The organism is Ruegeria sp. CF5, from assembly GCF_056537325.1.
Genome location: NZ_JBQFRI010000001.1, coordinates 1032356 through 1047713, shown reverse-complemented (window position 1 = coordinate 1047713; position 15358 = coordinate 1032356). Strand labels below are relative to the sequence as shown.

General features: G+C 54.4%; 13 protein-coding genes. 1 reads left to right on the top strand and 12 read right to left on the bottom strand.

Annotation, left to right across the window (positions count from 1 at the left end; translation table 11 throughout):
* Positions 1 to 178 precede the first annotated feature (178 nt).
* From ACR0NW_RS05045 to ACR0NW_RS05010, 8 genes are all read right to left on the bottom strand, one after another.
* Entirely contained in the window at positions 179 to 1927 is a 1749-nt protein-coding gene (locus tag ACR0NW_RS05045; protein ID WP_480448561.1) for an AMP-binding protein, read from the bottom strand.
* 12 nt (positions 1928 to 1939) lie between these two features.
* Complete coding sequence (locus ACR0NW_RS05040) at positions 1940 to 4297, bottom strand: amidase (RefSeq protein ID WP_480448562.1); 2358 nt, start codon at positions 4295 to 4297, stop codon at positions 1940 to 1942.
* A 1-nt stretch (position 4298) separates the two neighbouring features.
* Positions 4299 to 5015, bottom strand: coding sequence for an ABC transporter ATP-binding protein (locus tag ACR0NW_RS05035; RefSeq protein ID WP_480448563.1), 717 nt, complete (start codon positions 5013 to 5015; stop codon positions 4299 to 4301).
* Complete coding sequence (locus ACR0NW_RS05030) at positions 5008 to 6045, bottom strand: branched-chain amino acid ABC transporter permease (RefSeq protein WP_480448565.1); 1038 nt, start codon at positions 6043 to 6045, stop codon at positions 5008 to 5010. The genes ACR0NW_RS05035 and ACR0NW_RS05030 overlap by 8 nt, the downstream gene beginning before the upstream one ends.
* Positions 6045 to 6911: a branched-chain amino acid ABC transporter permease gene (locus ACR0NW_RS05025; RefSeq protein ID WP_480448566.1), complete on the bottom strand. Its 867-nt coding sequence runs from the start codon at positions 6909 to 6911 to the stop codon at positions 6045 to 6047. The genes ACR0NW_RS05030 and ACR0NW_RS05025 overlap by 1 nt, the downstream gene beginning before the upstream one ends.
* An 89-nt stretch (positions 6912 to 7000) precedes the next feature.
* The gene (locus ACR0NW_RS05020; protein WP_480448567.1) at positions 7001 to 8221 is read right to left on the bottom strand and encodes an urea ABC transporter substrate-binding protein; all 1221 of its coding nucleotides are present in this window, start codon (positions 8219 to 8221) and stop codon (positions 7001 to 7003) included.
* A gap of 51 nt (positions 8222 to 8272) precedes the next feature.
* Positions 8273 to 9874 carry a flotillin family protein gene (locus ACR0NW_RS05015; RefSeq protein WP_480448568.1) on the bottom strand — a complete coding sequence of 534 codons (1602 nt, stop codon included), beginning with the start codon at positions 9872 to 9874 and terminating at the stop codon, positions 8273 to 8275.
* A gap of 133 nt (positions 9875 to 10007) precedes the next feature.
* Positions 10008 to 11120 carry a substrate-binding domain-containing protein gene (locus tag ACR0NW_RS05010; RefSeq protein ID WP_480448569.1) on the bottom strand — a complete coding sequence of 371 codons (1113 nt, stop codon included), beginning with the start codon at positions 11118 to 11120 and terminating at the stop codon, positions 10008 to 10010.
* Positions 11121 to 11298: 178 nt separating this feature from the next.
* On the opposite strand from ACR0NW_RS05010, the gene ACR0NW_RS05005 reads away from it, so the two are divergent.
* Positions 11299 to 11646, top strand: a complete 348-nt coding sequence (locus ACR0NW_RS05005) for a MarR family winged helix-turn-helix transcriptional regulator (protein WP_480448570.1) — start codon at positions 11299 to 11301, stop codon at positions 11644 to 11646.
* A gap of 277 nt (positions 11647 to 11923) precedes the next feature.
* Here the strand turns inward: ACR0NW_RS05005 and ACR0NW_RS05000 are convergent, their stop codons facing one another.
* From ACR0NW_RS05000 to ACR0NW_RS04985, 4 genes are all read right to left on the bottom strand, one after another.
* Entirely contained in the window at positions 11924 to 12955 is a 1032-nt protein-coding gene (locus ACR0NW_RS05000; RefSeq protein WP_480448571.1) for an NADP-dependent oxidoreductase, read from the bottom strand.
* A 267-nt stretch (positions 12956 to 13222) separates the two neighbouring features.
* Positions 13223 to 14101: a sigma-70 family RNA polymerase sigma factor gene (locus ACR0NW_RS04995; protein ID WP_480448572.1), complete on the bottom strand. Its 879-nt coding sequence runs from the start codon at positions 14099 to 14101 to the stop codon at positions 13223 to 13225.
* Positions 14098 to 14559 carry a carboxymuconolactone decarboxylase family protein gene (locus tag ACR0NW_RS04990; RefSeq protein WP_480448573.1) on the bottom strand — a complete coding sequence of 154 codons (462 nt, stop codon included), beginning with the start codon at positions 14557 to 14559 and terminating at the stop codon, positions 14098 to 14100. Before ACR0NW_RS04990 ends, ACR0NW_RS04995 begins: the two co-directional genes overlap by 4 nt.
* A gap of 248 nt (positions 14560 to 14807) precedes the next feature.
* Positions 14808 to 15302: a MarR family winged helix-turn-helix transcriptional regulator gene (locus ACR0NW_RS04985; RefSeq protein ID WP_480448574.1), complete on the bottom strand. Its 495-nt coding sequence runs from the start codon at positions 15300 to 15302 to the stop codon at positions 14808 to 14810.
* Positions 15303 to 15358: the final 56 nt, after the last annotated feature.

The window sequence follows — 15358 nt, the reverse complement described above, 5'->3', positions numbered from 1 at the left end:
CACTTACAGCGAAAGGCCGGTCTGACGGGCCGCACAGCAGCATCATAAAGTTGTGGCGAAGGTCCGCAATGGGCCGCCCTCAGCCAGACCAGACGCATCTAACCCTCGGATGCCAAGCTCGCTCGTTGGTTGGCAACAAGCCCAATTACCTGGATGCTGCATGTTGCGCGAATGACCGCTATCCAAGCATTTCCACCATCTTGTCTCGCATCACGAACTTCTGTGGCTTCCCGGTGATCGTCATTGGAAGCTCGTCAACGATGCGGATATGCCTCGGTACTTTGAAGTGGGCAATCTGTCCATTCAACGCATCGCGGAGCTCGCCTTCGGTCAGCTCCATGCCGGGCTTGGCAATTGCCCAGGCGCAGACTTCCTCGCCGAACTTCTCATCAGGAATGCCGAAGACCTGAACATCACTGACCTTTGGATGCCGCATCAGGTATTCCTCGATCTCGCGTGGATAGATGTTTTCTCCGCCGCGGATGATCATGTCCTTCACACGACCCACGATGGAGCAAAAGCCATCATGGTCGAAAACGGCAAGATCACCGGTATGCATCCAACCGTCTACGATGCTCTCGGCGGTTTTCTCGGCGTCCTCCCAATAACCCTTCATGACGGAATAACCACGGGTGCAGAGCTCACCCTGAATGCCAACGGGCACAATTTGCCCATCCTGACCGACGATCTTCACCTCAAGGTGAGGATGAATACGACCGACTGTTTCGCAGCGTTTGTCGGTGGGATCGTCCACGAAACTCTGGAAGGACACAGGCGAGGTTTCGGTCATCCCATAACAGATCGTGACCTCTTTCATATTCATCGCGGAATTCACGCGTTGCATGACCTCTACGGGGCAGGGTGCCCCGGCCATGATGCCGGTGCGCATGTTGGATAGATCACGTGGATTACCTTCAAGGTTTTCAAGCATCGCCACAAACATTGTTGGCACGCCGTAAAGGGCCGTGCATCGCTCTTTTTCTAGCGCATCAAGTGTCTGCGGCGCATCAAAACCTTCGCCGGGGAAGATCATAGTCGCCCCTTTGCTGACAGCGCCGAGCACGCCCATGACCATGCCAAAACAGTGATAGAGTGGCACTGGAATCGCTAACCGGTCCGTCTCGGACAGACCAATACGATCGGTCACGTACCGCGCATTGTTGACGATGTTATAGTGCGAAAGCGTGGCCCCTTTGGGCATCCCCGTCGTACCGGAGGTGAACTGAATGTTGATGGAATCATCGGGGCTAAGTGTCTTGTCGATCTCTGGGATTCGAAGTTGCTGAGCCGGGCCGCCAAGTTTCCGAAGCGTTTCGAAAGAATACGCACCGGGACCCGGTTGGTCGTCCATGATGATGACGTTTCGCAAATGCGGCAACTTTGCTGCACGCAGACGTCCCGGCTCGCAATCCTCAAGTTCGGGGGCGAGATTGCGGACCATGCCTGCGTAGTCGGAGGATTTGAAGGTCTTGGCCGCGATAAGGGCTTTGCAGCTGACCTTGTTCAGGGCGTATTCCAACTCACCCAAGCGATAGGCAGGGTTGATGTTGACCAAAACAAGCCCGACACGAGCGGTTGCAAACTGCGTGAGCACCCATTCGAAACGATTGGGTGACCAGATCCCAACCCGATCCCCCTTTTCCAGACCAAGCGCCAGTAACCCGGAAGCCAGTTCATCGACGGCACGATCCAGGTCGTAATAGCTCATCCGTATGCCTTGCTCGTTGAACACGGCGGCTTCCCGGGGGCCAAATCGTGAAACGGCATCGCGCAAAAGCTGGGAAATGGTAATATAGGCCAATGGTGGGGTTGTGGGGCCGCGGACATATGATTTGCCGTCTTGAGGCGCTGTGGCACCGCCGATTGCCTCGGTTCGCAAATCCCATTCAGAAATTCGAACCGGCAGACTTTCGTTCAGGATTGACATATCGATCCTCCCTTACATGTTGCGCCAGTCGCCCGATTGCTCAAAGGCATCCGCAGCCTGGTAGATCTTCATTTCACCATAGTTTGGACCGACAAGCATCATTCCGATAGGCAGGCCTTCGCTCAGACCGCAGGGTACACTCATGGCGGGTAGTCCACCGTTAAAGGGTGCCGTGTTGGGAACCATTTCAAAGGCACGCTGTACGTATAGACTGAGAGAGCAGTCAGCAGGCGGATGAGGTTGCGGCTTGATCGGAAGGGTTGGCATCAACAGAAGATCATATTTTTTTAGCGCAGCCAGATATCGTTCGTTGCAGAGCCGCATGATGTTCTGACCTTTGCCGTAGAACCGGCCCCTGTACTGGCGCTGAAAATGCTCTCCGACAAACATGCAGGCCTTGAGTGAATGGCTGAGTTCATCCGCGCGGCCCTGCCATTGTGCCATGTGATCAGTCATCGAGGGCAAGAACAGACCCCTGTAATTGGTCCCAGTTGAATTGCCCCACATCATACCGTCCTGAAGGCCTTCGAGCGTGATTGCCGTCCATGCATCCATGGCAGTGTAATGCTCGGGGATGGAAACCTCTTCCACCCGCGCGCCCAATTCGCGAAAACGATCCGCTGCTTGCATGACCTTTGCGTCGACATCGGCTTCGGAGTTTTCATGCCCGAAGCCCTCCTTCAAAACACCGATCCGCATCCCATGCGCACCGCGACCTAACGCTTCAGTATAACTGTAGACCGTGGGCTTGTACTGGCGCGGATCAAGACCGTCTTCGCCGGCCAGCACTTCAAGCAGTAACGCATTGTCGGCAACGTTGTTTGTCACAGGTCCGAGGTGGTCAATGGTCTGCTCGATCGGCATCGCACCAGTGTAGGGGACAAGTCCATGGGTGGGTTTCATTCCGTAGACACCACAATTGGATGACGGAATGCGCACTGAACCACCCTGATCACCTGCGATTGCCATATCCACCTCACCCGCAGCTACTAGCGCTGCCGATCCACCAGAGGAGCCGCCCGCCATGTAACCACGCTTCCAGGGGTTATGAATCGGTCCTTTGGCATTGGTGTGCGATCCTCCCGAAAGGCAGAAATTCTCACAATGTGCTTTGCCGGTGATGATGGCCCCGGCATCCAGCATTCGGGTCACGATGGTGGCGTCAATCTCGGGCGTATAGCCTTCCATGATGGACGAGCCATTCATCATCGGCACACCAGCGAGGCAAATCGTGTCTTTTAAAGCGATGCGTTTTCCACGCAATTTGCCATCCGGTGCGCCTCGCACTTCTGTTTTCACGTACCATGCGTTCAGTGGATTATCGGACGGGTTCGGGAAATGGCCGGGGCTGCGTGGATAGCGAACTTCGGGCAGGTAGTCGGGCATCGCATCCAGACGGTCATAGGCCTGCATGTATGGCTCGATGATCTCGCGGTATTCGTTCAGATCTTCATCGGACAGGTTCATTCCAAACCGGCTGGCCATGTCACGCATCTGCGAAAGGGTTGGTCGTTTTATGGTCATGTTCGTCACCACGCTTGCGGCAGCCGGTTGGATCTCGGTTACTGCCTGAGATTTGGTTCGTGTTGTGGATGTTTGCCGGGTCGCCGGACGTGCACTGGCCTGCCCTCGGGTCGAGCGGGCCGCCCCGAAGCCGAGAAACTGATCAACCTTTGCCTGATCAGACAGGTCGGCTTTACTGAGTTCCCCGGTAATGCGGCCGCGTTCAAGTACAAGAACCCGGTCGGACAGGTCGGAGATGAAGTCGAAATTCTGTTCGACAAGAAGAATGGAAAGCCCCCGGCTTTCGCGCAGGGCCAGTAGCGTTTCACCCATCTCCTCGATGATCGAGGGTTGGATTCCTTCGGTTGGTTCATCCAGCAGAAGGAAATCCGGATCGCCCATCAGGCACCGGGCAAGGGCCAGCAATTGTTGTTCACCGCCAGACAGCGCGCCACCTTTACGGTCAAGCAGCGGACGCAGACGCGGAAAGTCCGCAAGAACGGCTTCCATGACATCGCTTTCAGAAGCACCAGCATATTCATGCCAGGCAAACCGTAAATTGTCGCGAACGGTCAGCTGCGGAAAAATTCCCCGCCCCTGGGGTACATAGCCAAGTCCCAATCCTGCCCGCTCGAATGGTGACATCCCGGTGATGTCGGTTGAATGAAACCTGATCGTCCCGGACCCTGCGGGCAGGAACCCCATGAGGGTCTTCAACAGTGTGGTCTTTCCCATGCCGTTATGGCCCAGAATGCCTACCACCTCATTTTCCGCTACCGCGAATTCGATCCCGTGCAGGATTGGCACTTTGCCATACCCACCCGAGACACCTTTGACTTCAAGTATGTTTGTTACGTCATCAGTCATCTCAGGCCTTCTTTCCAAGATAGACGTTTCGAACGGTGGGATCTGACATTACGCGATCAACGTGATCTTCCATCAGTACTTTTCCCTGGTGGAACACCGTCACCATCTCGGCAATTGAGCGAATGAACTGCATGTCATGCTCGACGATGATGATCGCAGCAGTCTTGTTCAGCTCATGGATGATCTCTGTCATCCGCTCAACATCCTCGGCGCTCATGCCTGCCGCTGGTTCGTCCAAAAGCACCAGCCAGGGATCTCCGACAGCGACAAGGCCTAGCTCAACGCGTTGTCGCTCGCCATGAGCCAGCCGCCCGAGATCGTCCCGGGCAATCGAGCCAAGGGCGAGACGTTCGATGATTTCCTGTGTCTTCCGATTGGCATCCTGGGGATCGTGAAACCGCCTTGCCGCAAGCCAGATGTTTTCGAACACGCTGAGGCTGTCCATTACATTGGGTGTTTGCGTCTTGATGCCCACGCCCATCGAGGCGATTTGATGAGGCATCCAATGCGTAGTTTCTACTCCGCGCATAAATACCTCGCCTTCTGTTGGCGTTTGCAACCCCGTCACGCATTTAAAGAACGTGGATTTACCGGCCCCGTTTGGTCCGATCAGGCAACGCAGCTCGCGTGCGCGGAGTTTGAAATCAACGTTGTCAGACGCGACAACACCGCCAAAACGCATCGTAAGCCCATGAGTTTCGAGAACAGTTTCAACCATTGACTCGCCCTCGGTTCCTCATGCGACGTTGCTGATGAATGCGGCCCAGTGGGCGGCGGCCAAAACTCACTTTCCAGAGACCAGCCAATGCTGGAACGACGCCTTTTGGCAGGAAGAGGACGAACAGCACTAAAATCAGACCTGTGATCAGTGTGTTATCTACCAAAGTTTGTTGGCCCAGAAGGAACTTCAGATAGGCCAGTCCGGCGGCACCAAGGATTGGGCCCAAGCGCGTACCCAGTCCGCCAACGATGCACCAGATGATAATCTCGGCAGATTGGCCAAGGGAAAACAAGCTTGGGGTTACAATTTCGGCCCAGTTCGCGAACAACGCACCTGCCAACCCAGCAATGGCGGCTCCGGTGGCAAACAAAACGGTTTTTCTGGCCCGAACATCATAGCCCATGAGGGACATGCGGGTTTCATTTTCGCGAATGCCAACGGCGATGCGACCAAAGCTTGATCTCAGCAATGCCGACACAAGGAAGAACACCAGCCCGAGCAAAACGGCACAAACATAGAAATAGCTGTCCCCCCAGATGTAGTCGTCCGGGCTTCCAGGGATGTTCAAGGTCTGAAATCCGGGAATGCCGTTGAATCCGCCTAGTCGAGCATCTCCAATCACATATTGCGGTCCAGCGGTGGAGTTGATGAACTTGAATAAGATCAACGTCACAACCAGAGTGATGACCCCAAGGTAAACATCGTTCAGTCGTCCGTAGAACATCATTGCTCCCAGAAGAGCAGCGAACCCTGCCGGAACAATAACGGCAAGGATCATCGGAACCGTGCTTTCACCGATGTTGATGGCCGCAACGGCATAGGTGTAGGCCCCCAGCCCGAAAAATGCGGCCTGGCCAAAGCAGAGGATACCGCCGAAGCCCCAGATCAAGCCAAGGCTCAGCCCTAACATCCCATAGACGATCAGAACGGTCAGTGTGTATGTGCTGATCACCAAAGGCATCACCCAGATCAGAAAGGCCGTGACGAGGATGATCGTGATGGTGTCTTTTGAAAGGCTCCCTTGCATCACAGCTTCCCCTTGAAGAACTTGCCCGTGATCCCCTGTGGCAGCAGGCGAAGCAGGACGACTGCTGCGACCAACAGAGCAACCTCACCAATCACCGGAGAAATGGCGAAGGTGAAAATCTGGTTCACCACGCCGAAGAAACCAGCGCTCGAGAAGAGACCTGCAATCAAGGATGGCCCACCTGCGATCACGGTGATGAAAGCCTTGGCGATATATGCCCCACCAGATGTCGGCACGAGGCCAACCAGTGGCGCGAGAACGGCCCCCGCCAAACCAGATAGGGCAGAGCCGCAAAAGAAGGTCGCCATGTAGATGCGGTCGGGACTGTAACCCAATGCCGCCGCCATATCCGAGCGCTGCATCGCGCCTCGTGCGATAAGCCCTGCGCGCGTGGCCTTCAGGATCGTAAGCATCCCGATCAGCAACAGAATTGCGACCACGATGATGAAGAAGTTGTAGCCGTTGATCTGGTAGTTCCCGATGGCAAAGCCTGGAATTGGCGTCGAGATCCCAGTCGTTGTATTGCCAAAGATCATGGTGGCGAGACCAATGAAGAACAAGCTCAACCCCCAGGTCGCCAACATCGTATCGACCAACCGTCCGTAAAGGTGGCGGATAACCAGCCGTTCGACCACTAGCCCGATCAGACCGACGACAATGGGCGCAATGATTAGCATGGCCACGAAAATGTTCACGCCGAGGTTCACGGCGGTGATGGTCGCGTACCCGCCCATCATCATGAATTCGCCATGGGCGAGGTTGATCACTTTCATCATGCCGAAAACAACCGCGAGCCCGGCGCTGATGAGGATCAGCGAAGCGACCGCGTAGAGCATTTCGACAAGAATGACGACGGTTAAGTCCATGAGAATGTGTTTCCGTTGGAAAGATTTGATGGCTCGACAGTGAGCGTGCGGAGCGACAATGTCGCCGCCCCGCCAAAATCTGCGGGATATCAGATTTCGATTTCGTACTGCGAGTTGTCGTCCGGATTGGCTGACAGATCGCACACAGCCTGCGTATCGATCGGCTGGCGCTGCGGCAGCGTTTCGATCACCTTCATGCCCTGGTTCTCAATTTCCATAATGTGAACATCCAGCACCGCGTGGTGCGTTTGCGGATCAACTGTGATCTTGCCCCCCGGCCCATCAATCGACAGCCCGGATTCCAGAGCCGCAATCAACGCATCGCGATCCATCGAACCTGCTTGACGCACGGCTTCTGCCCAAGTCATCACACCTTGATAATTTGATACTGCGATCTCATGGATCAGGTTGCTATCGCCATAGGCAGCTGCCCATTTTTCTTTGAGGGCGTTGTTCGCAGGTGTATCGAGTTCCTGGCTGTAGTTGTAGGCAACCATAATCCCGTTGCCTTCCTCCGGTGTCAGAACCTTGTGCTCGTTGCCTACGCCCAAAGTGGTCGAAGCTAGCGGAATGCGGTCTTTCATCCCAGCGGCGGCCCACTGACGGAAGAACGACAGATGCGCACCGCCTACAAGCGGAGCAATCACCAGATCGGGACCGACAGATTGAATTTTCGCGATGGTGGACCCAAAGTCGCTGACATCCAGCGGGAAGAAATCGACGCCCACCGTCTCACCGCCATTGTCAGCCACAAATTTCTGAATCCAGCGCGCAGTGATTTGACCATAGTTATAGTCGGCGGCGAGGATGTAGACCTTCTTGCCGGACTTGCCCATGGCGTAGGGTACAAGCGCCTCAACCTGCTGTGCCGGTGTTACGCCGTTGATAAAGATGTTCCGGTCGCAGACGCCGCCTTCGTAAAGCACATTATAGAAATAAGGCGTTTTTGTTTTGCGCATTGTCTGGCGGATTGCTTCTCGCGAGGCCGACAGAATGCCGCCATGTACGACGTCCACCTGGTCCTGGCGGGTCAATTGCTGGCCATATTGTGAATAAAGCGCCATGTCGGACTGGGTGTCATAAGCCACGACTTCGATCTGTTTACCCAGTAGCCCACCAGCGGCGTTGATCTCGTCCACAGCCAGACGCATGGCCATGTCCATCGGCTTGCCATAAGCATCAAAAATACCAGAGGTATCAAGGATTGAGCCCAGCTTTATCGTATCTGCGGCCATTGCCATGCGGGGCAACACCGAAGCGCCTGCAAGGGCCGCTGTGCTGGCCAGAAAGTTACGGCGATTAAGTGACATTTCAGTTTCCTCCCTAATGTCATGCCTGTTGGATGCCGGACGGCTTTTCCGTCACTTGTCGTTCTTTGGTTTGTCTTTGATCCGGTTGGCGTAGTCGGCAGTCCGACCTGCAAGATTTGCATCAAAATCAAACCCGATTTCTTCGCCCATCTGCTTCATCGCTGGCAGACGCACGGCCATGCCCAGGATCTGGTCCATGGCCGCACCAAATGCGCCGTCAACCCCTTCGCCTGCGCCAGAGCCATTGCCGCCGCCTGCGCCAGAGATCTGGTTGATCTTGATCGAGTCGATCTTTTCAACCGGTTTCATCATTTGAGTCATGATTTCCGGCAAGCGGTCGAGCTTGCGCTCTTCCAGACGCATTCGGATCACCGCATCACCAAGTGTGTTTTCAGCTTGATTTAGAGCAATGCGGCCAGCGGCCTCGGCTTCCATGCGCGCGCGTTCAGCTTCGCTGGCCTTGGTTTTTGCGGCGGCGTCAGCCTTGGCCTTCTCAAGCAGCGTTTCTACGTCGCTCTTGACCTTGGCACTTTCGAGTTCAAGCTCTTTTTCCTGTTTCAGGCGGGCGGTTTCCCGTTCGCGCTCTGCGATGGCACGTTCTTTCTGCGCCTGAACGTTCTCCGCCGCCAGTATCACCTTGACCCGGGCTTCTTCCTCTTCCGCGCGCGCCTCGGATTCTGCGGCTCGCTTCCGGGCAATCAGAATGTCGTTTTCGATCTTTTCTTCTTCAAGAGCGCGAATTGCTGCCATCTCGGCCTTACGCAGAGCCTCGTCACTTTCAACTTGCGTCGCCTTTACCCGCTTTTCGTTTTCGATCCGGGCGGTTTCGCTGGCGAGCTTTGCCTCGTCGCACGCTCTTTCTTCCCGGGATTTTGCGTCTGCTTCGAGCTTGGCCAGATGTTCCCGCTGCGCGATCTCGGTTTCACGTTCAGCGCGCTGCAATTCTAGCTGCCGCTGATGCTGGGCCAGGTGGCTTTCGCGAACTGCAACCTCGGCCTCTGTTTCGATGCGGATACGCTCTTTGCGTTGGTCCGCAACCAAAGCTGCCAACTGACGCATTCCTTGCGCGTTGAAGGCGTTGTTTTCGTTCCACTGGCTCAGATCGCTTTGATCAACTGCAATCAGCGAGGCAGAAACCAGGGTCAGTCCTAATTTTGCGGCCTGCGTTTCGATGGCGTCTGCCACATCCTTGGAGAACCCCGAGCGATCCAGGTGAATTTCTTCCAACGTGCGAGCAGCTGCTGCACGTTGTATTGCGTCCACAAGCGAACCTGCGAATACATCCTTGACGCTTTCGCCACTGCGCGCGATCCGCGATCCCAAGGCCTGCGCAGCTGTTGAGATTCCTTCATCGGTAGGTGCCACGCGAAGCTCGAATTCGAACTGCACATCCGCCCGCATCTTGTCCCGCGTCAAGACGGCATCGCGACCTTCGCGGCTTATGCTGAAGGTCAGCGCGCCCATCGACACTTTTTGAATCTGGTGCAAAATGGGAAGAGATAAGCAACCACCGTCGGTGACAACGCGGCGCCCTCTAAATCCGGTTCTCACCAGCGCAGTGTCCAAGGTCGCTTTTGCGTAATATCTCTGCAGAAACCAGATTGCGATCAGCGCGATGACTACCAGCAGAACTAGCGTGATTACCCAAGCCAAGGCAATTCTCCCCAATTGACCAATCGTCAGACCTGTGGCCCGCGATCCATTCGTTCGCTAAAGCGTGGGAGAATTTAGTTTCCATTTCAAGTAAAATAATTGAAATGGAAAATATTTCATTTAATGCGTTGAATTATAATTCTTTTATTACCTCTAATTTCAATCCATCCGCGCGTGCAAGGTAGATTGGTGCCCGCTCACTCTTGTTAAAAGACGTCTGCTTGCGCCCACTTCGATAGATCACCGGTAGGGCATCTGTAACACTATGCTCCCGCCAGACTGTTGCGTGTCGCTGCATCAACCCGGCCAGAAAATGCACCCCCTCATAGGTGGATTGCCCCAATGTGTTCAATACCGGTGCCTGATCCCCATGCACCCGGTAGTATTTTTCCTTGAATGCTGCGTTTGCTTCCGTTGGAAGTCCGCCAAAATAGGATGACGCGGCGAACATACGGCGGCTGTTACTTGCCCCGCATCCAAGCAAACCGTTCTCATCAAGCGCGCAGGATAACCGGACCATCCGGTCGTGTAGTTTTGCCTTGCCAAACGCCCGATTGAACGTGACAGCGTCCTGACCAATTAGAGAGATCAGTACCGCCTCTGCGCCTGATCTGGATATTTCTTCCACGAATTGGTTCATGCTTTTCAGGCCGAAGGGAAGGTATTTTTCATAGGCCAATCCAACTGACATCTCCTGAAGTTTGGACTTGGCATAGTTGTGTGACGTTCTGGGCCAGACGTAGTCGTTGCCAATCAAAGCCCAACTCCGAGGCCGATATTCGTTCTGCAGATGCTCCATTGAAGGACCAAGCTGTTCATCGGGTGTTTCGCCGATTGCAAACAATCCATGCGTTCGCTCACCACCTTCATAGAGTGGCGTGTAGATGTAAGGAATTCGCTGGCGGACAATCTTGCTGAGACGATGCCGGACCGAGCTGAGATGCATCCCGACGATTGCATCGATCGACTCCGTTTCGATCAGGTCGTTCACGGTCTCTTCGATTGAAATACTCGCCTCCATGGCGGCGTCTATCATGACGAGCTGAACCTTGCGGCCATCAATTCCGTTTGTCCGGTTCAGCTCTTCGACAGCGACCTGAGCACTTGAGATGCAGGACGGCGCCCAAAGACCTGCGGCGCCACAAAGTGGGATAAGGAGGGCTATCCGATACGTTCCCTTGCCGCGCAACACCGGATCATCGCGCAGTTCTTCAAGTTCGGTTGGTACAGCCAAAAGAGTCGTCAAAGTGGCTCAGCCTTTCCCAGACTTATCGAGGACCGCTACATACCAATTGATTTTACTTTCCAAGTCAAATAATTTCAGGCTGTCAACAACAGGTACGCCGATGCAAACGAGCCCAAGTTCAATTCAGGACTATCTTTCATATGCCCTAGCGGCGGCACATCGAAGGATGTCTGCATCATTGAGCACACGTCTAAAGCAGCACGGAATTCAGATCGAAGCGTGGCGTATTCTCGAAACTTTGGAGACGGGCCAACGGTTAACTATGGGACAGCTGGCAGAAGTCGTTTTGATGAACCCACCAACGCTGACCAAACTGGTGGACCGTATGGTTTCAGATGGTTTGGTCCATCGACAAGTGGCCCAGGCTGACCAACGACAAATTAACGTTCTTCCCACAGCGCTTGGCAAAAAACGAATGCTGCAAATCCGGCAGGAAGTACAAGAGCAAGACGCGGAATACCAATCTCTGCTCGGAAAGGAAGAGACTAACAAACTCATCGAGCTTTTGCGCGGTGTGGTTCAATAGCGCTCTTATCGGAAGGCCAAACCGCAGATTGCTTGCCTCTACATGAGTTGATTTCCTAGGAACCTTTCTAAGAAAGCAGCCCTTCGCCGAAGCCCCCAAAAGGCGCCTTTGTTGCGCACAGTGTGATTTCGACCCAACGCATATTTCGCGGACGCAGCGAACGACAGCTTCGACGGGCTGCAAATTGGCGACCCAGTGTGGTAGTCACCGGCAGGGAAGGGCCGTCGTTCACTAGAGCCTTTTCAAAGAACCACGCGCTATCACGCTGCAAATTCGGTTAACCGACTTTTACAACCATTTTCCCAAAGTTTCCGCCGGCCAGTAGCTGATTGAATGCTTCCGGGGCATTTTCCAGCCCTTCAATCACATGTTCCTTGTAGTTTATTGAACCGGTTTCGAGCCAGGTTTTCATGTCACGGACAAACTCCTGGTATACGTCGGGACCGAAGTTATCGTAGATTATGAAACCCTGCATTTTGACTTTCATTCGCAAGATTGTGCCCATGATCGCTGGACCCATATCCGGGCCGTCTGGGAGGCCAGGCAGGTTGTACCATGATACGATGCCGCAAACGGGTATCCGCGAAAACGGGTTCAAAAGGGGCAATACGGCATAAAGAACTTTGCCTCCTACATTCTCGAAATAGACGTCAATTCCATCCGGACATGCCTCGCGCAACTGCGCAGCCAGGTCGCCGGATCGATGATCCAAACACGCATCAAACCCAAGGTTTTCGACAACATGGGCGCACTTTTCCGAACCGCCAGCAATGCCGACCACGCGACATCCTTTAAGTTTGGCAATCTGACCGACTGTAGCGCCGACTGGACCTGCCGCGGCAGCCACAACGACAGTTTCACCAGCCTTGGGTTCTCCGATTTTCAACAGTCCAGCATAAGCCGTGTATCCGGGCATGCCGAGAATTCCAAGCGACCAGGACGGGTTATCCGGGGCCTTTCCTAAGTTGACCACCTGGGTACCGTCTGAGACAGCGAAGTCCTGCCACCCGCTTGTGTTAAGAACGTAGTCTCCGACTTCGAACTCTTTGATGTTGGATTTGACCACCTGTCCCACGACCTGCGCAGTCATAACACCGCCAATCGGAACGGGTTCTGCATAGGATTTAGCATCGTTCATTCGGCCGCGCATGTAAGGATCCAGCGACAGATAAACCGTTCGTACCAGCATCTCCTCCGGACCTGGTTCAGGAATGCTTGTAGTTTCAAGGCGCAACGTATTTTCGTCCGGTTGTCCGTTTGGTCGTTCGGCAAGAACAATACGGCGATTGGTGTCCGATGCTTGGGGCATTGTGACCTCGTTTTAAGCTGTTTGACTGCAGCAGAGACTGAAATTGTCTTGAGTGCAACCAGGCAGTGCATGCAGGTTTGCAAACTGTCTTTTATTAAAGAAAATTACGGAGGTTTGGCAGTAGCATGCCAGCCAGCTATGCGTCGCGTCGATAAAGGGATGCCTCCGGAAGCACCACAAAGCAGCACTAGATAGCAGCGCTCAAGCTCGGTTCTCCTTCCGACCATTTTTACCGATCTAGTCAAGTAGGTTACCATTGATGGGTGGTCACTCGTCAAAGGAAAGATGTCGTGTCTTTTCTGGATTGCGCACCACGTAAATCGCTGTAATTACCTCGCTTTCGATCTCCAACGACGTGGTTTGCAAAATGTCGCCGGTTTCGTGGCTGAGGATCGATGGCAGATTGTTCAGGTGACAGAATTGCCATTGCTGTACCGGTTGACCGGAGTATTTGCGCGCCAATCCAGACAATAGCCGCATCACCTTGTCCCGTCCTAAAATCGGATTGAGTGTCGCCAGAACTTTGCCGCCTCCATCAGAAACAAATCGAACGTCCTGCGCGAGCAATTTTGTAAGTGCAGCAGTATCGCCGCTTTTGGCAGCCCAGAAAAAAGCTCTCGCGATGGCTTCGCCCTGTTGCGGCTCAACCTGCGTTCGGGGCTTGCTGCGCTGCACATGCTTCCGGGCACGGCTGACAAGCTGGCGGCATGATTCAGGTGCGCGATCCAACACCTTTGCCAGTTCGTCATATGAGTGCTCGAACACATCGTGGAGTAGAAAGGCTGCCCGCTCGAGAGGAGTTAGCCGCTCCAGCGCCAACAGGAGCGCCACCGAGACGTCACGGTCCAGTCGGTCGGTGGCATCATCTGTGATCAGTGGTTCGGGTAACCACTCGCCGGGATAGGCCTCGCGCCGAGTACGCGCTGCCCGCATGTGATCTAGGCATAGCCGCGTGGTGGTTCGGATTAGAAACCCTGTCGCGTCTCGCACACTGGCATGATCAACCTTCTGCCAACGCAGAAACGCGTCCTGCACTACATCCTCAGCGTCACTAACGGAGCCAAGCATTCGATAGGCGACCGCGAACACGCGCGGTCGCAGATCGACAAATGTATGGTCGTTGACGGGTGAAGTCATATGGCTCATGCGGCCGAGGCCTCCTTGGCGGCAGGATGTGGCGTTGCAAAACCAATAGCAATGCGGTTCCAGGCATTGATCGTGGTCACCACCAGCGTCAGGGCGATCATTTCCTGATCTGAAAACTGATCTGCCATCTCCTGATAGATGTTATTCGGTGCCCCATTCTGCTCGACGCGGGTCAGCGTTTCGGCCCAAGCCAGAGCCGCACATTCACGCTCGGAGTAAAGAGACGACTCTCGCCACGCATTCAGCAGGTGAAGCCTGTCTTCATTCTCGCCCTGCGCGCGCGCGTCGTGGGTGTGCATGTGGATGCAGAAGGCGCAACCGTTGATCTGCGACACGCGCAGTTTAATCAGCTCAATTAGACTATGCTCCAGGCCCGCAGTTTTGAGGCGTTCCTCCATGTCGAGCATTGGCTGCATCAGTTGCGGGGCGACGGCGAAATAGTTGAGACGGGATTGCATTTGGTGCTCCTGTTTTCGTGGTGTACAGAAACAGGACGCGGCAGGCTTGAGGTTTGTGACACGGGCACACAACAAATCAGTTTAGCGGCGCGCAGGGCAAGCAGTTTGGACGCTATTGAACAGTGAAATTTTCGCCTGCGTTTCGCGAATATGTTGCTATGAATTTCCTGCTTAAGTGCTTTGCTTCATTGGTAAATCGTTTTCTGAAAATGTGATGGTTTCTTGAGAGCCGCCTAGCTCACCAGTATTTATTTTGAATCTGCATCAACCGTTTCGCCCAGTGCCTTAAGCAATGCATTCAAATTGTCGCGCTGCACGGGTGATAGCCCTTTCAAGAGCCGATGTTGCGTTTCAACGTGATCTGTAACGGCTTTTTCGATTTTCGAGAATCCGGTCTTAGTCAGTCGGATCAGGAATCCGCGTTTGTCTTCCGGGTTTGGCACGCGCTCTACCAGACCGACCTTGACGAGCTGGTCGATCCGATTGGTCATTGTCCCTGACGAAACCATGGTCAGGTCAAGCAACTCTCCCGGCGACAAGCCTTCAGGCTTTCCGGATCTACGCAGCGTCGCCAGGACGTCAAAGCTGGCGGCGTTGAGACCGTAAACCTTCCAAGTTTTCTCCATTTCTTTTCTGAGTTGAGCCGCCAGACGGGTGAGCCGCCCAATCGTTTCCATCGGACTGACATCAAGGTCAGGTCGGGCCTTGTTCCATTGCAAGACGATGCGATCTACGTGGTCCATAGAGGCATAATGCGAGGATTTATCTTGACGTCAAGAGAATTGGATTTATCTTGACG

Excerpts from the sequence above, each read along its gene's own strand:
- ACR0NW_RS05045 (WP_480448561.1), bottom strand. The coding sequence starts at position 1,927 with ATGTCAATCCTGAACGAAAGTCTGCCGGTTCGAATTTCTGAATGGGAT.
- ACR0NW_RS05040 (WP_480448562.1), bottom strand. The coding sequence starts at position 4,297 with ATGACTGATGACGTAACAAACATACTTGAAGTCAAAGGTGTCTCGGGT.
- ACR0NW_RS05035 (WP_480448563.1), bottom strand. The coding sequence starts at position 5,015 with ATGGTTGAAACTGTTCTCGAAACTCATGGGCTTACGATGCGTTTTGGC.
- ACR0NW_RS05030 (WP_480448565.1), bottom strand. The coding sequence starts at position 6,045 with ATGCAAGGGAGCCTTTCAAAAGACACCATCACGATCATCCTCGTCACG.
- ACR0NW_RS05025 (WP_480448566.1), bottom strand. The coding sequence starts at position 6,911 with ATGGACTTAACCGTCGTCATTCTTGTCGAAATGCTCTACGCGGTCGCT.
- ACR0NW_RS05020 (WP_480448567.1), bottom strand. The coding sequence starts at position 8,221 with ATGTCACTTAATCGCCGTAACTTTCTGGCCAGCACAGCGGCCCTTGCA.
- ACR0NW_RS05000 (WP_480448571.1), bottom strand. The coding sequence starts at position 12,955 with ATGCCCCAAGCATCGGACACCAATCGCCGTATTGTTCTTGCCGAACGA.
- ACR0NW_RS04995 (WP_480448572.1), bottom strand. The coding sequence starts at position 14,101 with ATGAGCCATATGACTTCACCCGTCAACGACCATACATTTGTCGATCTG.
- ACR0NW_RS04990 (WP_480448573.1), bottom strand. The coding sequence starts at position 14,559 with ATGCAATCCCGTCTCAACTATTTCGCCGTCGCCCCGCAACTGATGCAG.
- ACR0NW_RS04985 (WP_480448574.1), bottom strand. The coding sequence starts at position 15,302 with ATGGACCACGTAGATCGCATCGTCTTGCAATGGAACAAGGCCCGACCT.